The organism is Flavobacterium lacustre, from assembly GCF_027474525.2.
Lineage (GTDB): Bacteria > Bacteroidota > Bacteroidia > Flavobacteriales > Flavobacteriaceae > Flavobacterium > Flavobacterium lacustre.
Genome location: NZ_CP114882.2, coordinates 1,435,116 through 1,457,672, shown reverse-complemented (window position 1 = coordinate 1,457,672; position 22,557 = coordinate 1,435,116). Strand labels below are relative to the sequence as shown.

General features: G+C 33.2%; 24 protein-coding genes. All 24 read left to right on the top strand.

What is annotated here, in order from left to right; genetic code table 11:
- Window positions 1–96 precede the first annotated feature (96 nt).
- The 24 genes from O6P34_RS06460 (at window position 97) to acs (ending at window position 22,468) form a co-directional block, all read left to right on the top strand.
- Entirely contained in the window at window positions 97–1,290 is a 1,194-nt protein-coding gene (locus O6P34_RS06460; RefSeq protein ID WP_349293442.1) for a tyrosine-type recombinase/integrase, read from the top strand.
- A gap of 63 nt (window positions 1,291–1,353) precedes the next feature.
- A complete protein-coding gene (locus O6P34_RS06455; protein WP_269686507.1) occupies window positions 1,354–2,094 on the top strand; it encodes a hypothetical protein in 741 nt (246 codons plus the stop codon).
- A gap of 125 nt (window positions 2,095–2,219) precedes the next feature.
- On the top strand, window positions 2,220–2,438 hold the full coding sequence (locus tag O6P34_RS06450; protein WP_269686506.1) for a hypothetical protein: 219 nt from the start codon (window positions 2,220–2,222) through the stop codon (window positions 2,436–2,438).
- Between the two features lie 21 nt (window positions 2,439–2,459).
- Entirely contained in the window at window positions 2,460–2,654 is a 195-nt protein-coding gene (locus O6P34_RS06445; RefSeq protein WP_269686505.1) for a hypothetical protein, read from the top strand.
- 10 nt (window positions 2,655–2,664) lie between these two features.
- Window positions 2,665–3,324: a DUF6046 domain-containing protein gene (locus tag O6P34_RS06440; RefSeq protein WP_269686504.1), complete on the top strand. Its 660-nt coding sequence runs from the start codon at window positions 2,665–2,667 to the stop codon at window positions 3,322–3,324.
- A 1-nt stretch (window position 3,325) separates the two neighbouring features.
- On the top strand, window positions 3,326–3,607 hold the full coding sequence (locus O6P34_RS06435; RefSeq protein ID WP_269686503.1) for a hypothetical protein: 282 nt from the start codon (window positions 3,326–3,328) through the stop codon (window positions 3,605–3,607).
- 59 nt (window positions 3,608–3,666) lie between these two features.
- Window positions 3,667–3,990 (top strand): hypothetical protein, encoded by a 324-nt coding sequence (locus O6P34_RS06430; protein ID WP_269686502.1) that lies wholly within the window; start codon window positions 3,667–3,669, stop codon window positions 3,988–3,990.
- A gap of 322 nt (window positions 3,991–4,312) precedes the next feature.
- On the top strand, window positions 4,313–4,612 hold the full coding sequence (locus O6P34_RS06425) for a hypothetical protein (protein WP_269686501.1): 300 nt from the start codon (window positions 4,313–4,315) through the stop codon (window positions 4,610–4,612).
- Window positions 4,613–4,621: 9 nt separating this feature from the next.
- A complete protein-coding gene (locus O6P34_RS06420; protein WP_269686500.1) occupies window positions 4,622–5,239 on the top strand; it encodes a hypothetical protein in 618 nt (205 codons plus the stop codon).
- A 17-nt stretch (window positions 5,240–5,256) separates the two neighbouring features.
- A complete protein-coding gene (locus tag O6P34_RS06415; protein ID WP_269686499.1) occupies window positions 5,257–5,541 on the top strand; it encodes a helix-turn-helix domain-containing protein in 285 nt (94 codons plus the stop codon).
- Between the two features lie 84 nt (window positions 5,542–5,625).
- On the top strand, window positions 5,626–6,573 hold the full coding sequence (locus O6P34_RS06410) for a hypothetical protein (RefSeq protein ID WP_269686498.1): 948 nt from the start codon (window positions 5,626–5,628) through the stop codon (window positions 6,571–6,573).
- 638 nt (window positions 6,574–7,211) lie between these two features.
- Window positions 7,212–7,538 (top strand): helix-turn-helix domain-containing protein, encoded by a 327-nt coding sequence (locus tag O6P34_RS06405; protein ID WP_269686497.1) that lies wholly within the window; start codon window positions 7,212–7,214, stop codon window positions 7,536–7,538.
- Window positions 7,528–8,268: a hypothetical protein gene (locus O6P34_RS06400; RefSeq protein WP_269686496.1), complete on the top strand. Its 741-nt coding sequence runs from the start codon at window positions 7,528–7,530 to the stop codon at window positions 8,266–8,268. Before O6P34_RS06405 ends, O6P34_RS06400 begins: the two co-directional genes overlap by 11 nt.
- A gap of 53 nt (window positions 8,269–8,321) precedes the next feature.
- Window positions 8,322–8,558 carry a hypothetical protein gene (locus O6P34_RS06395; RefSeq protein ID WP_269686495.1) on the top strand — a complete coding sequence of 79 codons (237 nt, stop codon included), beginning with the start codon at window positions 8,322–8,324 and terminating at the stop codon, window positions 8,556–8,558.
- Window positions 8,559–9,830: 1,272 nt separating this feature from the next.
- Entirely contained in the window at window positions 9,831–10,919 is a 1,089-nt protein-coding gene (locus O6P34_RS06390) for a hypothetical protein (RefSeq protein ID WP_269686494.1), read from the top strand.
- Window positions 10,920–11,584: 665 nt separating this feature from the next.
- A complete protein-coding gene (locus tag O6P34_RS06385; protein WP_269686493.1) occupies window positions 11,585–12,004 on the top strand; it encodes an IS1/IS1595 family N-terminal zinc-binding domain-containing protein in 420 nt (139 codons plus the stop codon).
- Between the two features lie 107 nt (window positions 12,005–12,111).
- Window positions 12,112–13,377: a DcaP family trimeric outer membrane transporter gene (locus tag O6P34_RS06380; protein WP_269686492.1), complete on the top strand. Its 1,266-nt coding sequence runs from the start codon at window positions 12,112–12,114 to the stop codon at window positions 13,375–13,377.
- Between the two features lie 34 nt (window positions 13,378–13,411).
- The gene (locus tag O6P34_RS06375) at window positions 13,412–14,947 is read left to right on the top strand and encodes an MFS transporter (RefSeq protein ID WP_269686491.1); all 1,536 of its coding nucleotides are present in this window, start codon (window positions 13,412–13,414) and stop codon (window positions 14,945–14,947) included.
- An 11-nt stretch (window positions 14,948–14,958) separates the two neighbouring features.
- Complete coding sequence (locus tag O6P34_RS06370; RefSeq protein ID WP_269686490.1) at window positions 14,959–15,189, top strand: DUF6814 family protein; 231 nt, start codon at window positions 14,959–14,961, stop codon at window positions 15,187–15,189.
- 129 nt (window positions 15,190–15,318) lie between these two features.
- Window positions 15,319–15,513, top strand: coding sequence for a hypothetical protein (locus O6P34_RS06365; protein WP_269686489.1), 195 nt, complete (start codon window positions 15,319–15,321; stop codon window positions 15,511–15,513).
- On the top strand, window positions 15,506–18,211 hold the full coding sequence (locus O6P34_RS06360; protein ID WP_269686488.1) for a sensor histidine kinase: 2,706 nt from the start codon (window positions 15,506–15,508) through the stop codon (window positions 18,209–18,211). The genes O6P34_RS06365 and O6P34_RS06360 overlap by 8 nt, the downstream gene beginning before the upstream one ends.
- Window positions 18,212–18,217: 6 nt before the next feature.
- A complete protein-coding gene (locus O6P34_RS06355; protein ID WP_269686487.1) occupies window positions 18,218–18,583 on the top strand; it encodes a response regulator transcription factor in 366 nt (121 codons plus the stop codon).
- Between the two features lie 27 nt (window positions 18,584–18,610).
- Complete coding sequence (locus O6P34_RS06350) at window positions 18,611–20,506, top strand: acetate--CoA ligase (RefSeq protein ID WP_269686486.1); 1,896 nt, start codon at window positions 18,611–18,613, stop codon at window positions 20,504–20,506.
- Window positions 20,507–20,560: 54 nt separating this feature from the next.
- Window positions 20,561–22,468, top strand: coding sequence for an acetate--CoA ligase (gene acs / locus O6P34_RS06345; RefSeq protein WP_269686485.1), 1,908 nt, complete (start codon window positions 20,561–20,563; stop codon window positions 22,466–22,468).
- The last annotated feature ends 89 nt before the right edge of the window (window positions 22,469–22,557 follow it).

Below are 22,557 nucleotides of genomic sequence, written 5' to 3'. Positions count from 1 at the left end.
TAAATATCAATCTTTTTTCTACCAGTTTTCTACCCGATTTCTACCCGATTTATCAAAAATGTTTACATACATTTGCTATCTAAATACGCAAATATTATGAACAAAACACGCTACACGCCTGTGTTTGACAGGAAAAACCAGTTAAATACACAAGGCAAAGCACTCATACAAATTGAGTGTTATTTGAACGGGAGAAACAAATATTTTTCTACCCAAATTTATATAGAACCGATCTACTGGAACTATAAAAACCGTACAATTAAAACGGAATACCCCAACGCCATTAAGTTAAATAAACAAATTGCCGAAACAATGCGGGATTTTGAAAACTACGAACTGGACAAAATTAATGCGGGGAAGCCTTTTAATTTGGGAATGTTAAACGACTTTTTGAACGGTAACGAAATAAAAACCTTTACAGAGTTTATGGAGCTGGAAATTAAAAATAATTCCATTTCAAGTGCAACCCGAAAAACTCACGAAATGACTTTAAAAAGGCTAAAGGAATTTAAAAAAGTGATTTACTATGAAGATATAACCTTTGAATTTCTGCACGACTTCGAAACATTTTTAAGAAAAATAAACATTACTTACAAAAATTTACCGCCTAAAAAATTAAGCCAAAACACGATTTTTAAGTATTTCAAGAACTTGAAAAGCTATGTGAATTTGGCAATTAACAAGGATTTAATGAATGTACAACAATACCCATTTAGGAAATTTAAAATTAAGCAAATGGAAAGCAGAAAAATATTTCTTACACCCGAAGAAATAGACCAAATGCAAGATTTAGTTTTAACAGGCGAAAATATAAAATTACAATACATAAAGGATTTATTTATGTATAGCATTTATACTGGGTTGCGTTTTAGTGATGTGTTGAGCATGCAAAAACGGGAACTTGTAACCATTGGCGGGAATACTTGGTTAATCAAGAAAATGGAAAAGACAGACGAAAGCGTGAGAATACCAATTTACGCAATTTTTAACGGCAAGCCGATTGAGATTATTAACAAATACAATCGTTTTGATACTGTATTTTGTTTTGAACAGATTACAAACCAGTACGCAAACCGCACATTAAAAACATTGGCGGGACTGGCTAAAATTGATAAGTTAATTACATTTCACACCGCCCGACACACCACCGCCACATATTTACTTTATAAAGGCGTAAGTCTTACATCAGTACAAAAGATTTTAGGACATAAGAAAATTGCAACTACTCAAATTTATGGTCACATAATGGATAAGACAATAGAAAATGAATTAATAGCAGTGAATTTTTAAACAAAACAACTGCATTTTTTTGTTAATTTGCAACACCGAGTAATTAAATACGCAAAAAACACAATGAGTAAAACGAGTAAAATAACCGTAAAGCATTACTTAAATACTAACTTAAAGCCCATAAAAGGGGCTTTTGGTAATGAATACAAAGTGTATTTTTTATTAAGATACTTAAACCAAAACACAAAAATAAAAAGTTTAATATCAAATACATTTACAGAAGACGAATTTTTAAAAATTGAAAAAGACAATATATTAAACGAATGGATTAAAAAGGAAATTGTTTTTTGTGAAAACATAATTAAAGCAATAGAAAAATGTGGCTATACATTTGACATAAAAACATTTATGCAATTTTATGAATTTGCAAAATACCCAATATTAGAGAATTTTGATGAATTTATACAATGGTCAAACGATAGAATTAAATTAGGACAGGAAACACGTTACGAAAGGCAAAATTCAGAAAATTATTTAGATTGCTTTGCAAAATTAAAAAAAGAGGTTTACAATAATAAAAACTATATAAATAATGAATTGTATTTGGGAAGTGTAAAAGAAATTAGGGAATTATTAAAAATAAATATTGAATTGTACGAAGTAGATGACAAAGAAAAAGACTCAATAAATTGGTATATTAATCCAGTTTATAATTTAAATAAATATACATTTATTGATTTTTATATTGAAGTTGTACTAAAGAAATTTCGTTTTAAATTACCTAACATCGACATATTACCCCCAAAAATAATGAAACCGTGGATTTTTCAAGACTACATAATAGACTGTATTACAATTAAATAGATATTATTTTAATAAATAATTAAAAAAAACGTGCATAGAATTATTTTATGCACGTTTTTTTATATACATTTGTCGTGCATAAAAGTAATTTATGCTTTATTTATCATTCATTAAAAAACAAGCAAATGGACATTCAACAAATTAGAACCCAGTTACCACTTGGCGCAGTTAAAGAAATCGTTAAACGTAGCGGGATTAATTACGCCACAGTGCAAAGGTTTTTCCGTGGAGAAGAAACCAAAGAGAATTTAAATTTAATGCAAGTAACGGCTCAATACCTTAAAGAATATAAGGAAGCCAAAGCCAGTGCCATAATGGAACTGCAAGCGGTTGCGAGCGTATAAATTAACTGTAAACTTTATAAAATGGACTTTGAAAAAATCAAAAAAACGTGTTTGGAACTGGATCAAACAAAAAAAGATTTGCAAGAACAAAGTAACTTATTGAAGCGTATAACTCAAAAAATCAAAGATTTGAGAGCAAAGGAAAAAACCCAAATAACAATGATTTTGCATTATACCACTGAAAGCGAACCGCAAAAACTGGATTTAAAAAACTAACTATTATAAAATGAATAATCAGGATATTTTATTTGCATCATTAATGGGGAGCAAAGCCATTAAAACACTTGAACGGCTTGACATTGTAGAGAACGAAATAACAAAACACGTTTTTCCGCCTATTCAGTTTTTACCATTTAGAAATATAACGGGAATTAAAGAAGTTAACCAAGCAGAACAAAAATATATTTGGGAAGCAGACCCCGAACAAAGCAAAGAACAACAGTTTTTTCCTTTGTCGTTTAGTTTTACGGAAAAAGGTACTCAATGGTTATTTCCATACGAGCCGTTGATCAGTGTTTTAGGAGGTAATGAAATTGGAAAAACAAAGGTTGCTAGAATTAACGACACATCAGGGAACAAATTAATCGGAACAATAAAACAACGCATAGCACCCAAAGACTATGAAATTACGATAACAGGCGTATTAATTGGGAAAAAACTAAAAGGAAAGCACGAGGACTGTTACCCAAAAGAACAACTAAGACTCTTATTAAATTTCTTGAAAGTAACAAAAGATGTTTGGGTTTTTTGCCCCCTTTTAGAACTTTTGGGAATAAACAAAATAGCAATAGAAGAGTTTAGCTTCCCATTTACAAAAGGCGAAAATGTACAGGCATACGAAATAAAAGCATTTAGCGACTTCGATTATAATCTAATAATTAAATAAAATGAAACACTGGATCGAATTTTTAGACAAAAAAACCCACAACACCAAACGATTGGGAAAAATAGCAAATTCAGTGCTATTTGAAAAGCAACAAAAAGAAATAGAGTTAAAAGGATTAGAGGAAAGTCTCCAGTCTATACAAACAGAAATTTTGGCACAATTAGAACCTAATTACAAAGAACCCAAAGAAATGGTTTATGCTATTGTCAAAGCAAAATCAAAAGCCGACAAATGGAACGCTACACCAACGAACGAACTACAAAACCCTAATAAATCCGATTAAAAAAATAATGCTATTGCATTGAATAAATAATTAATTAAAAATCAAAATACGCAAAAACTATGAGTACAAAAACAATTACAGAATACAGCCCCGAAGCATTAAAAAATATTTCAACTTATTTAGAATTTAGTCAGTTTGAGCAAGAGCCAGTTTTAAAAGAAATGACATTTTCTAATTATTCAGAAATTGGTTATGCTCTTTCTGCCATTTTTTCAGCTATTGAAACGATAGGGCTTTATGGAGATAAAGCGGATTTGGCAACTTGTGGAGGATTGGCAACCATTGGCAAAAAATTAGTTCCAGACGTTGAACTGGAGTTTTTAGATAAACTACTAATTGAAAAAGAAGTCGAAAACATAGCGTTAAAAATAAAAGACCTATAAAAACAAAATCAATCATTTAGGGGGCCAATAGGATTTAATTACAGACCCCCAAGCACACTATCAAAACCGATTTTTTTCAGTGCTTTTTATAAATGATGTTGATATAAAATACAAATGAGGGTTTAACCTATACATTTTATGATGATTGATTTTTTTATAATTAACCAAAATCACACAAAAAAATGAAACAAATATTTACAGTTGAAAAGGTATTGATCCACAATGAAAATATGGATTTTACAGGCGCACAAATTAGAATTAAACTCTTTGGTCATACAGTAATAAGTTATTGCTCAAGCCCAAAATTAAACACTATTTAAACATGAAAATCAAAGAAATGGAAGCACTACTAAAGAATTTTAGCAATGACATTCTAAAGGAGTTCGAAACCACGCAACAGGAATTTAAAACGCTTACCGTTCAAAAAGGTTTGAAGTTTTTAGAAGCTAACAAATTCGAGGTTAACCGAGCCAAAGAAAGCAAATTTTGGAACGATTACCAAAGCCAACAGGAAAAGTACATAAGTTGGTTTAAATCCGAAATTACACCCCAAAATTCAAAAGCCACCAAAGAGCAAAAAATAGAAATGTATTTTAAATACTTAGATAAAAAATCCATTTAAACCACCATTATGAAAAATTTTGAAAAGGTGTTATTACACACCAACGATGCACAGATTAAAAACGAATTAGGGTTTTATTTGCCTAAACAAAAATACTTTCAGGAGTATTTAAACAAATACGCCTTACTATGTTTAAAGCCATTGGAAGCTAAAGACCTAAACCCACTTTTTGACAATCCTAAAGCGTTTTTAACTCAACAAATTACACACGGGGAAAGCCTTAATATTGGAGGTTTAAAAATGAACCCCGAAAAGCTTTTCGAAATAATTGAAAAGCCAGTAGGAACAGACGAGTTAATAAACCAAATAATTACCGACAAAGCAAGCCAACAAATTGCAAGTCAAAACCACTGGTTTACTGATAGTTTTGTTATTGGAAATAATAATAATTTAGAAGTTTGCCAAAAGGTAAAACAACACATACACGAAAAATGCTCTTTGTATGTAGAAAACGAAAAGCAAACCGAAGCCATTAAATTACTGGAGGAAATTTCAGAAAAAATGACACGAATAAATGAATTAAAAACATCGGGAAACATTACGCCAGACGATTTATTTGAAACCTTGCTAACCTTTAAAGACAGCAAATTTGCACCAAAATTAACGTGCGTAAATCTATTTAAATAACCTTTAAAATAATTTATATGCAAACGGGTATAGCAGTTATTACAGTGCCATTAAATGAATGGGAAGAAATGAAAACTAATTTAACCAGTATAGCAAAATCATTGCACGAAATGAAAACCATAGGACAAAAGGAAATGTTAACCCCCAAGGAAGCTATGGAAATGCTAAAATGTAGTAGAAACACATTTCAAAGCTATGTAGATAAAGGCTTTTTTAGTGTCATTAAAATGAAGTCAGAGAAGTATAGTAAGGTACTAATTAAGCGAGCCGATATAAGTTATTTTATTGAAAGTAGGGCATAAAAAAGCCCCTTGAAAGGGGCTTTTATACTGTAACTAAAACAAAATACGCAAATATTAACGTTTAGCACTTTGCAAATATATAAAATGATTGACAATATCACAATGGTAAATAAAAATTTATCAGAAACCGAAATAAAGAACATCATAAAAAACAGCCGTTTAATGCGTAATTCATTAAACGGCTTAATCTATTATGACAATCGAACTACTAAAAACTTTACAGGCGGTTTGTTTATAAAAATTGATCCTAACAATCGGTTAAAAATAACTGGAAGTTTACACAAATACTATTCTTATTTAGAAACTGGAAGCCTGACAAACTTTGACAGCTTTACGATGCAACAAGCCAAAGCAACATTTGAAAGGCTTATTTTCAACACTGGAATAAATCCCGATAAAGTAGAAATTACATTTTTTGAAATAGGCATAAATGTAAAATTACCCATTGAACCCAAAACAGTTTTGGAAGCTATACACAGCATCGGAAAACATAAAGAAAAAATCTTTTTAATAGATGCAAATCACAAAGACAATAGGCAAGTAACAACCGAACGACACCGAGATTATAGGCTTTATTTTAAGATTTACGATAAAGTTTTTGAAATGCTGGACAAACAAAACAGGCGCACCCCCACTGGACTAAATATAATTAGAATTGAAACAGTACACAGGCGTTGCGAAAAAGCATTTTTAAAGGATTTTTTGAATTTAGATAATTTAATCAGGTTGCAAAATTTGTTTTTCAATGAATGGGAAAACCTTAATTTTTACAATGACATAACCGCCCCAAAGGGAACAACACGGGGCAAAATAGATCTAATAAGGAATATTATTTATAACGGCAAAATATGTGTTTTAAATCAATATAGAAGCCAGTACGAAAACAACGCACTTTCTAAACGACAATTTTACACAGTAAAAGAGTTTATTAACAACTGGGAAGCTATTCGCCACGAATTTGACATTAAAAACAGTAAAATAGTACCCATTTGGAAAAACGCTTATAATTCTGAAAAACAAATAGTTATATAAAAATTTAATATCAATTGATACTTAATGACAAAATAAAAGGATTGAAAAGCACATTTATAAAAAGTAACACTTGTGTAACTTCTTTAAATCACTGTAAAACAATAATTTAAACTAAAATTAAATTTCAAATGATACATAATGATAAAAAAAACGGTTCAAATGACACACGTATATTCCCATATTTTTTTTGTGGAAACTTGTAATATACTCCCGATAGGGAGCACACCCGCACCAGTATTGAGTTTAAGTAATAGTTAGAGAGTTACAAAAGTGTTACCAATTCAAAGAATAAAGGCTAAAACAAAAAAAGGTCTGAAATGGTAGTAAAAAAGGTAGTAAAAACGGCAATTATTCATAAAACACCCTTAAATCACTGTAATACTGGATAAACAAGCCAAAACCAACACCCAAAACACCAAAAAGACACGATTACTTAAAAAAAGGGCTCAAAATCAATAAGCAAGGCACAAGCCACCAGAAAAAAAACAAAAGGGCTATTTGAAAAATAATTAACCAAAAACAAATTAAAAAAAGTCAAAAACAACCCTTAACTAAAACAGGCAAATTTTTAGTTTAAAAACACATTTTACTACCATTATACTACTACCATAATTCTATAAACTTCAAAAACACCCATAATGACAAAAATCAAAAAAAAGCAACCCGAACCAATACAAAGAAAATCGTACACCTTAGACGACAAAGCCAAAGCAAAAAAATATTACTTAATAGGTTTGTCTTTGGTAGAGATCGGAAAAATAACGGATACACCATTTAGGACAATTGAAAAATGGTATGTTGCCGAAAACTGGAAAGCCCAAAGGGAAACAACCCCGATAAAAAATAAAGCTAACGATCTGTTTAATTCGGGAATGAGTTACAAACAAATTGCGGTTACTTTGAATAAAAGTGTTAGCACCGTATCACGTTACATTAAAACCGCAAAAAATGAAAATGACAATTAAAGAACTCCAAAGCAAAGGTTATAGAAAAACAACCATAAAAGGGCTGTATTTAACAAATAAAGGCAAGATTCACAATTATACCACTGGCAATGCTATAAGCCCCACAAAGACAGGAAAAGCAATAATAAACGGCAAAACATACAATTTGCCAAAGTTAATTTTGGAAACTTTTAAAAAAATACCAGTAAGAAACGGCAAAACACTGTTTTTGAATGGAAACAATAAGGATTTTGATTATAATAATTTAGAGTATGCCAGTACTGGAATACAGCACACGGCACCGCCCGAAAGCGAAATAATAAACGCTATAAGATTATATTTTGAAGTACCTAAAAAAATAAATACACAAAATTTTTGGTTTAAAGACCATTTAAACCAAATAGCAAAGCAAAGAGGGTTTATTTATTTCCACCATAACAATACAGGATTTAATTTATTTGTCGAATGGTTACAACCATTTAATAAAAGCCAAAGCAAAGCCCAATTAAGCAAAGTAAACGGTTACACGGTAAGAAATGGAATTAACACCATAAACAAATATTTATCACTATTAATAAATGAATGTTTACAGGATCAAGAAAACGGACTTTTGCAACTTATGGACTTTGAACCAACGCCACCCACCGCCACCGAAAAGAACAAAAAAACAAATGAAACCTTAAAAAATTTAGGTTCAAAAATTCAAATTCCTTTAAGAAAAGCGAACAAAAACAAGTATAAAGGGCTTTGATGATTAAAAAAAATCGGGTTGCAAACCATTAATAAATAATTTATTTTTACAGAATGGGAAACACAAAACAAAATATAGGGATTCAAACCAATAAGTTGAAAAGGTATAAATTAATAGTAGATTTATACAATAAACACAAAACGGAGGACATTCCAGATACCGTAATTTTGAGAAAATACATAGTTCCCGTTTATCCAATTTCAAGAACTACACTATACACCATTTTAACAACTCCAGTTAATAAGTTATTAGCTGAACTGGAAGCCCAAAAGCAAATACAAACAGATTAACTCTACCACAGATAAACAACAACCAAAAACCGCTATAACAGGCGGTTTTTTTATGGCATGGTCTGTATAGGACTTGAAACAAATACAGTAAAACTAATAAAATCAACACTTTACATGTTTTCTTTGTATTGTTGGTAGAAAACTGGTAGAAATTCAGACATTAATTTGATCATATACGATTTTAATTTAAGTTTAAATGTGACACATAAAGTATGTGTAAATTACATGTCACAGCATAAAATAAAACACATTCAGACCTTTGAAAAAAAGTCTGAAAATCGTGTCCTTTTTATTTATTAAGGCGTTTTGGACCTTTCCTAAAACATTTCAAATTATGGAAACCTTAATTTTTATCAAAGAAGCTGGAAGTATTATTTTAATAGTGTTAAGCATTATTAAAAACATTAAAAAAGACATGATATTCAAGAAGCGACCAAAACCAAAACTTTAATCAGATGGAGTGATTTGCTGGAGTGATCTGCTGGTCCTGATATAATGATCCAATGCGGTCCGATTTGCTGGAGTGATCTGCTGGACCTGATTTATTGATCCAATACGGTCCAACTTGCTGGAGTGATCTGCTGGTCCTGATATACTAATCCAATGCGGGCCAACTTGCTGGAGTGATTTGCTGGAGTGATCTGCTGGACCTGATCTATTGATCCAATGCGGTCCGATTTGCTGGAGTGATCTGCTGGTCCTGATATACTGATCCAATGCGGGCCAACTTGCTGGAGTGATTTGCTGGAGTGATCTGCTGGACCTGATCTATTGATCCTATGCGGTCCGATTTGCTGGAGTGATCTGCTGGACCTGATTTATTGATCCAATACGGCCCAATTTGCTGGAGTGATCTGCTGGTCCTGACATACTGATCCAATGCGGGCCTATCTGCTGGAGTAATATGCTGGTCCTGATCTAATGATCCAATGCGGGCCTATCTGATGGAGTAATTTGCTGGAGTGATATGCTGGTCCTGATCTAATGCGGGCCTATCTGCTGGATTAATATGCTGGTCCTGATCTAATGATCCAATGTGGGCCTATCTGCTGGAGTAATATGCTGGTCCTGATCTAATGATCCAATGCGGGCCTATCTGCTGGAGTGATATGCTGGTCCTGATTTACTGATCCAATGTGAACCGATCTATAGGAGACATACAGTAAGTCATGGTAAAAATAAAAAACAACCCAAAAACATAAATAAGTGCGAATAAAAGAAGAAATTTAGTATAATTTACTATTTTTATAAAATTGAGAAAAAAAAATAATTATGATAGAATCTTTTGAAAGCCCCGCATTAAATATAATAAGCACACTTTTTATAATAATAATTTCAATTCTTATATTATTTTTCATCAGTGACTTTTTTAAACTCATTCCAGTTTTTAGAAAATATTTAGTCTATTTAAAAAACTACATGTTTATTATTTTTTTAATTCCTGCAATATCATTTTTATTTATTGATTTTGCTTTTATAGAATTTAAGCATATTCATAACTATGAGTTTATAAAAGATTTATGTAAAATATTATTCAGTGCCGGTATATTCACAACTACATTAAATTTTTTGGATTCACTAAATGTATTTAAGAAAAATTTCAAAAGCATCATAATGTCAGATGAGTTTGACAACCTATTAACTACAAAAATAGATGCTCTCGCATATTCACAAGATCATTTAAACAAACAAAGTAATTTAGATAAGATTTGGCAAACTGTTACTTTGTGTAAATACAAGAAAGAATTTCCGGAACTATATGATAAACTTGAAAATAAAATTGAAAACCATTTATTTAAAAAGAATAACATATCATACTATTACAAGAATTTTCAGGTAAATTATTATATTGAGCTTATAGATAACAAATACGTAGCAGTAACCGAGAGGTCGTCATTTACAATAATGCGTCCAAATAAGGAAGAATTTGAATTTGATTTTAAGTCGAACTATGATAATTCGGATGCAGACGCAAATGTTGATATTAAATTTTATTCAAAGAATAATGATGAAATGGATTTCATAGAAATTAACATTGCAGAAACAAAAGACAAGAATATTACTACACTAACGCTCTCAAAAAAAATGGCGGGACATTTGGAGTATCATATAGAGAGTATCACTATTATGAAACAAAATATAGAACTAGATAGAATTTTCACGTTCGGGAGTGCAAGAATAATAGATGATTTAACAATTAATATAGAACATAATGAAAATATTAATATTACATTTGTACCTTTAAATGGTAATAAGTTCTATCATAATGGAACTTACCAAAAAGATAAAATGGCATATATAAATAGAGACGTTTTATTATCGGGTGAAAAATTTACAATGTTTTTTTACAGAAATCAATAAAAAATAATATATTTACCCAGCACTACAACAAAAAACGAAAAAACGCAAAAAACGAAAACGCAAAAAAGACAAAAAAATGAAAACAACAAATAAAGTTATCGAGGGTAGTACATGGTACGGATAGTTGATTTTATAAACCTATAGTAAAACCACCTTTTAGGTGGTTTTTTTATTTAATAGATATAACATATTTTAGAAAACCCCTATTATAATTTAGCCTGTCTGTTTAAACCAAAAGCAACAAAACAAAAGGTCTAAAGAACGATAAACCATCAATTTAATCTTAGAATTAATATAAATAAGGCGTTTCTACCAGTATTCTACCAGAAAACTAAAAATATCAAAATACTCTTTGTTTACGGCACTTAACAGCGTTTTTGGTTGGTGCTGGAGGTACCACAAAACCCGAATAGAAATATTCGGGTTTTTTGTTTTTATATCTTTCCTAAACACTCCACAATATTAAGTTGAGCCCAAAACAACACTCCTTCTTTTCTAAAAGTATTGTAATTTAGAAAATCATTTTTGAAAAAATTCGCAATGTTTACCAAAAGCTCAATAAAGTTTCAATAAAAATAGGGCTTTCGTAAATTTTAAACATATTTTTTATATTATTCTCTTTTATATAATTGCAAAATTACTATATTTATGCAAAATTTATATATATGGAGATTTTATCCTGTCCGAAATGCCAAGATACACACATCGTAAAAAGCGGCGTAATCAACAGTAAACAAAGGTACTTATGTAAAAAATGTAATTATTTTTTTACGGTTAACAAAATCGGAAAAAAGATAGACGATTACTATGTTACCAAAGCATTACAATTGTATTTAGAAGGCTTAAGTTATCGTGAAATAGAGCGAATTATCGGGGTTTCTCATGTAACGGTCAGCAACTGGGTAAAAACCTTTAACATCAAAAAACCATCTCATGCAAATTACCATCCTACTTATAAGATTTTTAGTCATTTAGAACTAGTTGAGTATTTAAAAAACAAGCAATTACTCTCTGGTGCAGGTATGATAATAACCGAGCTTGGAGACAAGTTTATGCTTATAAAATGGGAAAGATTTAAGGATTAACTATACCACTTTACGCATTTATATATCAATATTTTTTTATTAGATAAAAAATTAGAATTTGGCGGTATTAAACCAACCAAAATTACCAACCAAAAATCTAATTTATTATGAAAAAACGTTATTTAATCCTTATGCTGGGAATTGTTTCCTTAAAAGGATTTTCTCAAACTCCGGCTCCAGCGGTTCCTGCTGCTCCCGAAAAAGAATGGGATGTAAGTATTTATGGATTTGTTAGAACCGATTACATTTGGGATACCCGAAAATCCGCTCAAGTAAGAGAAGATAATTTAAACCTCTATCCTTTAGACGAAGTGTTAGATGCTAACGGGAAGGATATTAATGCCGCAGGACAATCTAATTTTCTTTCTGTAACTTCAAGATTGGGCGTAAAAGCGAAAGGCCCGAACGTATGGGGAGCCAAAACATCTTCTGTTATAGAAGCTGATTTTTTTGGGAATTTCGAAGGATCTTCTATAGGATTGTTCCGATTAAGACATGCTTATGTAAACTTAGATTGGTCTAAAACATCATTGACAATGGGACAAACCTGGTATCCAACTTTTATACCTGAAGTTTTTCCCGGAGTTGCAAACTTCAATACAGGAATTATGTTCAACCCTTTTGGCTGGGCTACTCAAGTAAAATTAAAACAAATGTTAAGCAAAGAGGTTTCTGCAACATTTGTAGCTTATAAAGAAAGAGAATTCACTACTGCTGGTCCAGGAACTCAAAACTCAGCTGCTATAAACGCTGCTTTACCTTCACTTAATGCTCAAATTCAATACAAAACTAAAACTGTATTATTAGGAGTTGGTGCAGAATACAAATCATTACAACCTTTAACTGTTTCTAATAACTTGGTTTCAAATGAAAAAATAAATAGCTCTTCTGTTTTTGGATATGCAAAATATTCGAATGACAAAGTTTCTATTAAAGCATATGGAATTTCGGGTGGAAACTTAAATAACTTAGTTATGTTAGGCGGATTTACAGGAAAAACAATCGCTGGCGGAGTTGAAACTTATGACCCAACTAAAACCACTTCATTCTGGTTGGACGTTGCCAGTAACGGAAAAGCAATTGCTCCAGGATTTTTCTTTGGATACACAAAAAACAACGGATCAAGCGATGATACTACAACAGCCACTTTTGTAAACTACATGAGAGGTACCAGCGGATCAAGAATTGTTGACAATGTTTGGAGAGGTTCTGCCAGAATAGATTTTAAGAAAAATAAATTCAGAATTTCACCAGAATTAGAATACACTGCTGCAACTTGGGGCGATTTAATCAAAAGCAATGCAACGGCTGGAGGTAATAAAAAAGAAATTGGCAATTTTAGAGCCATGGTTTCTTGTGTGTATGCCTTTTAAATAAAAAACCAAAAACAATTAAAAAAATAATTTTATGAAAGAAAAATCAACAAAAGGAATTTGGAAAGTAATCTCCGCATCCTCAATGGGTACAATGATTGAATGGTATGACTTTTACATCTTCGGAAGTTTAGCCGTAGTAATTTCAACTAAATTTTTCCCGTCAGACAATCCTACAGCAGCATTTTTATCTACATTGGCTACGTTTGCAGCCGGATTTGTAGTTAGACCATTTGGAGCCCTTTTCTTCGGAAGACTGGGAGATTTAATTGGAAGAAAATATACTTTTATGGTTACCCTAATCTTAATGGGTGGAGCCACGTTCTTGATTGGTTGTATACCAAGTTACGAAACCATAGGATTCATGGCACCTTTGTTAGTGCTTATATTACGTTTACTACAAGGTCTTGCGCTGGGTGGTGAATACGGAGGAGCGGCAACTTATGTAGCAGAACACGCTCCGGTAGGACAAAGAGGATATTGGACTTCATGGATTCAAACTACTGCAACTGTTGGATTATTCATCTCTTTGATGGTTATTTTGGCCACAAGAAATGTTCTTACACCAGAGCAATTTGACGAATGGGGATGGAGAGTTCCGTTCTGGGTTTCGATTATCATGGTAGGTGTTTCGTATTTAATTAGAAAAAACATGGATGAATCTCCTGTTTTTGCCAAAGCAAAAAGTGAAGGAAAAACAAGTACTAATCCATTAAAAGAAAGTTTTGGAAACCGTTACAACTTGAAATTCGTTTTATTAGCTTTATTTGGAGCAACAATGGGACAAGGAGTTGTGTGGTATACCGGTCAATTTTACGCCATGAGTTTCTTAAAAACGGTAATGTCTATTGATTCTTCTCAAGTAGATACATTACTTGGGATTGCATTAATCCTTGGAACACCATTTTTCATTGTATTTGGTTGGTTAAGTGATAAAGTAGGTAGAAAATACATTATGATGGGCGGTATGTTGTGTGCAATATTATTGTACAGACCTATTTACAAAAGCATGTATGAAACAACTAATGTAAAAAACAAAACAGAAATTGTTGCGAACACAAAATTAGTTGCTGAACTGAAAGAGAATAAAAAACAAACCATGGACTCAATTTATACTACGAATAAAGAGTATACTGACGGAACTAAATATCTTGAAGTTAAAACCGTATCTTTAGAGAATGGAGTAGCTAAGATTGTTGATGGGAAACCAAAAGTAGAAACTAAAACAACAGTAAGCATTAATACTAATGACCAATGGATGCTTATCTTTTTAGTATTCATCCAAGTTATTTTTGTAACGATGGTTTACGGTCCGATTGCAGCATTCTTAGTAGAAATGTTCCCGGTAAAAATTAGATACACTTCGATGTCTTTGCCTTATCACGTAGGAAATGGAATCTTTGGAGGATTGCTTCCAGCTATATCTACTTACTTTGTAACGCATGCAAAAGATGCCGGAGATGCAGAGTTCTACTTGGAAGGATTGTGGTATCCAATTGTTATCGCATCGGTTTCGTTTATAGTAGGAATGGTTTACATTAAGAATAAAGATAAAAACGCTCACATTTAAAAAATATAGATATGAATCAGATAAAAAGAGTTTTAGGATTGGTTTGGATAGCCTTAGCCATTGCCGCTGCTTATTTTTGCATTTTCGAATTTGGATTACCAAAATTTGCATCGGGCAAACAAGACGATTTGGTATTTGGGATTATCATCCTTTTTATACTAACACCGTTAATCGTTTTAGGATTAGGAACCTTTGGTTATTACGCCTTAATGGGCGACTATGACGAAAGAGGTCACAAATAAATTTTCTAATAGGCAATCTCTACATTTACTTGTAGAGATTGCTTATTTTAATTACCATGAAATCGCCAGGATAAAAAAACAAAGTAAAAGGCGATCCATATCCCGCTGAAAAGCAAGTAGAATTTTAGTATGAAAAAAAGACATGAACAAAAGTTGGTTATCCTTTCAATGCTAATGTTATTAGCATTGAACATTCCGCTTTTGCTATTATTTGACAGTTCTAAACCATTATTTGGTTTCCCGATTATATACATCTATCTGTTTTCTGCATGGCTGTTTTCTATTGCCATCACCTACCTAATCATAAAAAAATATTATGAGTAGCATAGGACTTTTATTGATTTTAGGACTTTATTTGTCAATTCTCTTTTACATCGCCTATTGGGCCGAAAAAAGGAGTCATTCTAAATGGACGAATAACCCTTACATTTATTCCTTTTCATTAGCTGTATATTGTACAGCCTGGACGTATTATGGCAGCATTGGTCTTGCCGCAAACTCTGGTTTAAGTTACATTCCCATTTATTTAGGTCCCATAATAATCATTCCGACTTGGATGATTATCCTTAAAAGAATTATCCGAATTTCAAGAGTAAACAAAATTTCGAGTATTGCTGATTTCATTTCATTGAGATACGGAAACAGCCGATTTCTTGGCGCTTTGGTTACTGTAATTTGTATTTTCGGAATCTTACCTTACATTTCATTACAACTAAAATCAATTTCGGATACGTTTCATATTGTAACAAAAACGCAGTCGAGTTCTAATATCTTCAATGATACAACAACTTATGTTTGTCTGGCGCTGGCATTATTTGCTTCTTATTACGGAACAAAATATGTGGATGCTTCCGAAAAAAGACGTGGAATTGTAACCGCAGTGGCGATGGAATCGATATTGAAATTAGTTTTCTTTTTAATCATTGGCGTTTATGTAACTTATTTCGTTTACGACGGATTTGATGATATTTACACCAAAGCAGCTGTTCTTGAAAATTTTGACAAAAAGAATTCAATAGGCGATCTCAGCAGCGGAATCAATTGGTTTTTTCTTTGTATTTTGTCCATGTTTGCGATTTTTCTTTTACCAAGACAATTTCATACCGCAATTGTAGAGAATAATAAAGAATCCCATATTCGAACTGCGATGTGGTTATTTCCATTATATTTATTACTGTTCAATATTTTTGTTTTTCCTATTGCTTGGGGCGGAAATATTCTTTTTGAAGGAAAAGGACTCAATTCTGATACCTATTCATTGTTAATTCCTCAATTTTTTAATAATAATTTTCTAACTGTTATAGTTTTTCTTGGTGGATTTTCGGCTGCAATATCAATGATTATCGTTTCCTCGATTGCATTGGCAACCATGCTGAGTAACAACCTTTTGATTCCATATGGCTTCATTGGTTCCTTACAAAATACCTCTCAGGAAAAAAACAACAAACGAATTGTTATCAGCAGAAAAATAGGTATTTTTTCGTTGATAATTTTGGCGTATGCCATCTATAGAATATTCATTTTAGACTATTCTTTAGTCTCCATCGGATTGGTTTCCTTTGTGGTTATTGCACAATTAGCACCTTCCTTTTTTGGCGCATTATTCTGGAGAAGAGGTTCAAAAAAAGGAGCAATTACCGGAATCATTCTTGGTTTCCTCATGTGTTTTTACACCCTTTTGCTGCCTTATGCTATCGGTCTTACAGCATCCACTAACACCTTTGTACAAGAAGGACCTTGGGGAATCGAACTCTTAAAACCGTTTCAACTCTTTGGTTTAGATTATTTAGACCCGATTCCACATGCTCTTTTTTGGAGTTTATTTTTTAATGTCATCAGTTATTCCGGTATTTCCGTGAGTTTCAAAGGAAACTACAGAGAGCGTAATTATGCCGAAATGTTTGTAGACATAGACAAATACATCACCAATCACGAAGATGCTTTTGTATGGAAAGGAACTGCTTATGTATCTGATATTCAAAAAGTACTACAGCGTTTTCTTGGGGAAGAACGAACAAAAAGAGCCTTGACCATTTTTAATTTAAAATACAATATCGATAAAAAAGTAACAACGGCCGATGCTCGATTTATCAAGTTTGCCGAAAATTTATTAACAGGACATATTGGTACGGCTTCCGCCAAAATATTAATCTCAAGCGTAGTCAAAGAAGACAAAATCAGTCTGACCGAAGTATTGCGCATTTTAGAAGAATCCAAAGAAAATATTATTGTCAACAAGAAACTAACCGAAACATCAACCGAATTACAAAAAATTTCCGAACAGTTAAAAAATGCCAATCAGGAGCTGGTCAACAAAGACATTCAAAAAGATGAATTTCTGGATACCGTGACGCATGAATTACGAACGCCAATCACCGCGATTCGGGCCGCAAGCGAAATCCTTCACGATGATGAAGACATTCCGGCGGAACTGCGAAAACAGTTTTTACAAAATATCATTTCGGAATCCGACCGATTGAATCGATTGATTGATAAAATTCTGGATTTAGAAAAATTTGAAACCGGAAAACAGAAAATTTATCTTTCCAGAAATGACATTTCAAAGACAATTTCAAAAACAGTAGCTTCTTTAAAACAATTAATAAACAACAAAAAAATAGCGCTCGAATTTAATGATGCCGATAAGGAAATAAAAGCTTTTTATGACGAAGAACGCATCATTCAGGTGATGCACAATTTACTGTCGAATGCTATAAAGTTCTGTGCCGAAAAAGAAGGTAAAATTTCGATTCAAATTATTGAAAACAAAGACAATGTCGAAGTAAGAATTCACAACAACGGCAAAGGAATTAAAAAAGAAGATTTTGAAGCTATTTTTGATAAATTCTACCAATCCCGAAACCAAAATGTCAAAAAACCCATTGGAAGCGGATTAGGATTAGCAATTTGCAAACAAATTATTGAACACCATAAAGGAAACATTTGGGCCGAAAATAATGAAACTAACGGCGCCACTTTCTCCTTTACTTTACCCAATTATAATACAATAGAAAATAATTAAAAAACAATGAAGAAGATTTTAATTGTAGATGACGAACCCAACATAGTAATGGCACTAGAATATACTTTCAAAAAAAATAATTTTGAAGTTTTCATCGCCCGTGACGGACAAGAAGCACTTGATATCCTTAAAAATCAACTTCCGGATATTATAATTCTTGATGTAATGATGCCTATGGTAGATGGTTTTGCCACATTAGAACAAATAAAAAAGGACGAACGACTGAGGCATTGCAAAGTCATTTTTCTCTCGGCAAAAAACAAAGAAAAAGACATCGAAAAAGGCCTTTCGTTAGGCGCTAATTTATATGTCGTCAAGCCATTTTCAATCAAGAAACTGATTGAACAAGTTCAAGAATTACTATCGGCTTAAACTCAATTACTTTACACAACAATTAAAATGAACTACAAAGAACTATATACAGAAAGCATCGAACAACCCGAAAAATTTTGGGCCGCACAAGCCGATGCAATTGAATGGTACAGCAAACCAAAAACCATTTTATCAAAAGACGAAAACGGATATCCGCTTTGGTTTAAAGATGGAGAATTAAACGTTTGTTATTTAGCTTTAGACAAACACATTCAGGATGGTTTTGGCGATCAGGTGGCCATGATTTATGATTCGCCAGTAACACAAAATATAAAAAAATACACGTTTTCAGAAGTTAAAACTGAAGTGGCAAAACTCGCTGGTGGTATGCAATCTTTGGGATTAAAGAAAGGTGACACCGCTGTAATTTATATGCCAATGATTCCTCAGGCTGCTTTTGCTATGCTGGCTTGCGCGCGAATTGGCGTAACACATTCGGTAGTTTTTGGCGGTTTTGCTCCACACGAATTAGCCATCAGAATCGATGATTGCAAACCCAGAGTAATTTTAACTGCTTCCTCCGGTATTGAAATAGACCGTTTGATTGCTTACAAACCATTGGTAGATGAAGCAATTGAATTAGCGAATCATAAACCAAAAAAAGTAATCGTTTTCAATAGAAAATTAGGAGCAAGAGTTCCGTTTAAAAAATATGATGTTGATTATGACGCCTTAGTTTACGGTTCTGAGGAAGCACCTTGCGTTCCATTAAGCGCCACACATCCATTATACGTTTTGTACACTTCGGGAACAACAGGGAAACCAAAGGGAATTGTAAGGGACACGGGAGGTTATGCGGTTGCGCTTAAGTTTTCGATGAAAAATATTTACAATGCAAATGAAGGTGATATTTTTTGGGCGGCTTCGGATGTTGGCTGGGTGGTAGGACACAGTTATATTGTTTACGGACCTTTAATTAACCGCAACACAACGATTATTTTTGAAGGAAAACCAATCAAAACTCCTGATGCCAGTACGTTTTGGCGAATGATTGAAGAACACAAAGTGGCGGTTATGTTTACTGCTCCAACTGCGATTCGTGCCATCAAGAAAGAAGATCCAAACGGAGATTTCATCAAACAATATGATTTGAGTTCTTTGAAAACACAATTTTTGGCAGGAGAACGTTGCGATGTTGCCACATTAGAATGGTACCAAGAGCACATTCCGGTTCCTGCAATTGACCATTGGTGGCAAACAGAATCCGGCTGGCCCATGATTGCCAATATGATGGGTGTTGAATATTTGCCCATCAAACCAGGCTCTGTAGGAAAAGCAGTTTGTGGATTTGACATTAAAATTTTTGGCGAAAACGGAACCGAATTAGGACCAAACGAAGAAGGTTATGTAGTACTGAAATTACCTTTGCCTCCGGGAACTTTAATGGATTTATGGAAAGACAATCCAAGGTTTCAGGCGGGTTATTTAAATAAATTCCCCGGATATTATTTCTCAGGAGATGGCGGATTTAAAGATGATGATGATTATATTTTCATTACCGGCAGGGTTGATGACGTAATCAATGTAGCCGGTCACCGACTTTCGACAGCCGAAATGGAGGAAATAGTTGCTTCACATCATGCCGTTGCAGAATGTGCCGTAATAGGAATTCACGATGAGTTAAAAGGGCAAACACCTTTAGCTTTGGTTGTGACCAAACACGGTGAAGAAATAGAGCATTATCAGTTAGAACAAGAAATTATAAAACTAGTACGTCAGCAAATTGGCGCGGTAGCTTCCTTGCGAAACGTAGTTATTGTGGAGCGGTTACCCAAAACACGTTCGGGTAAAATTCTCCGAAAACTGATGCGCAGTATTGCTGATGGAGATGATTTTCAAATTCCATCAACGATTGACGATGAATCAATTGTTGACGAAATCATAACCGTTTTAACCAAATACCAAATTGGTGTTTATAAATAAAAGACCATATTTCAAAAAACGAATTAATATATCAACGAATTAATTAGAAAAACAATGAGTTATTACAAAATTGAAAACTTAGAAGAATACTTTAAACATTACAAAAAATCAATTCGTGAACCGAGAAAATTTTGGGACAGAATTGCCTCCGAAAACTTTACTTGGTACCAACAATGGGATAAAGTAATTGATTTTAATATGGCTGAAGCCGATATCAAATGGTTTACCAATGCCAAAGTTAATATCACCAAAAACTGTATTGACAGACATCTTGCCAAAAAAGGAGAAAAAACGGCCATTATTTTTGAACCAAACGATCCAAACGAAGAAGCGCTACATATTTCCTATAACGAATTGTACGAGCGCGTGGCCAGAATGGCAAACGTTCTTCGTGAACAAGGAATAAAAAAAGGAGATCGTGTTTGTATTTACTTGCCTATGATTCCGGAATTAGCGGTTTCTGTTTTGGCTTGTGCCAGAATTGGCGCGATACATTCGGTGGTTTTTGCTGGATTCTCGGCTTCGGCAGTAGCTGCGAGAATCAATGACAGCGAATGTAAAATGGTGATTACCTCAGATGGCGGTTACCGTGGTAATAAAACAATTGATTTAAAAGGAATTGTAGATGAAGCTTTAGAAAAATGTCCTTGTGTTACCAAAGTTTTAGTAGCCAAAAGAACGCACACCGAAATTAAAATGAAAGACGGTCGTGACATTTGGTTGCAACCTCTTTTAGATAAAGCTTCGGATAATAATGTGGCAGAAATCATGGATGCTGAAGATCCTTTATTCATTCTTTACACTTCTGGTTCAACCGGAAAACCAAAAGGAATGGTACATACAACGGCCGGATATATGGTTTATACCGCTTATACATTCAAAAATGTTTTTAGCTACGAAGAAAATGATATTTTCTGGTGTACAGCTGATATCGGTTGGATTACCGGCCACTCTTATATCCTTTATGGTCCTTTATTGAATGGTGCAACGACGGTAATTTTTGAAGGCGTTCCATCCTATCCTGATTTTAGTCGTTTTTGGGAAACCATCGAAAAACATAAAGTAACGCAGTTTTATACCGCGCCAACTGCTATTCGTGCTTTGGCAAAAGAGAACTTGGAGTATGTTCAAAAATATCCATTATCCTCCCTAAAAGTAATTGGTTCTGTAGGAGAACCTATTAATGAAGAGGCTTGGCACTGGTATAATGACCACGTAGGCGGAAAAAGATGTCCCGTAGTTGATACTTGGTGGCAAACCGAAACGGGCGGAATCATGATTTCACCTCTGGCATTTGTAACGCCAACAAAACCAACGTATGCTTCGTTACCCTTACCGGGAATTCAGCCCGTTTTGATGGACGAAAAACGCAACGAAATAGAAGGCAATCAAGTAACCGGTAGTTTATGTATTAAATTCCCATGGCCTGGAATTGCCAGAACAATTTGGGGCGATCATCAACGCTATAAAGAGACGTATTTCAGTGCTTTCCCAGGGAAATATTTCACAGGAGATGGAGCTTTGCGTGATGAAGTTGGATACTATAGAATTACTGGTCGCGTAGATGACGTAGTAATTGTTTCCGGACACAATCTGGGAACTGCACCAATTGAAGATGCGATTAATGAACATCCGGCAGTTGCGGAATCAGCGATTGTAGGTTTCCCACATGATATAAAAGGAAATGCATTGTATGGTTTTGTAATCCTAAAAGAATCAGGAGAATATCGTGATAGAGAAAACTTGAGTAAAGAGATTAATCAACAAATTTCGGATCATATCGGGCCAATTGCCAAATTAGATAAAATTCAGTTTGTTTCCGGTTTACCAAAAACACGCTCGGGAAAAATCATGCGTAGAATTCTTCGCAAAATTGCCGAAGGAGATTATTCTAACTTTGGAGACATCAGTACTTTGCTGAATCCAGAAATTGTAGAAGAAATCAAAAACGGCAAAATATAATTTTTTAGTTTTTAATTGTTAATTGTAGTAGAGAAACTGCTCCGGAAATGGAGCAGTTTTTTTGTTTTATTTTAAAAATAGAACACTTT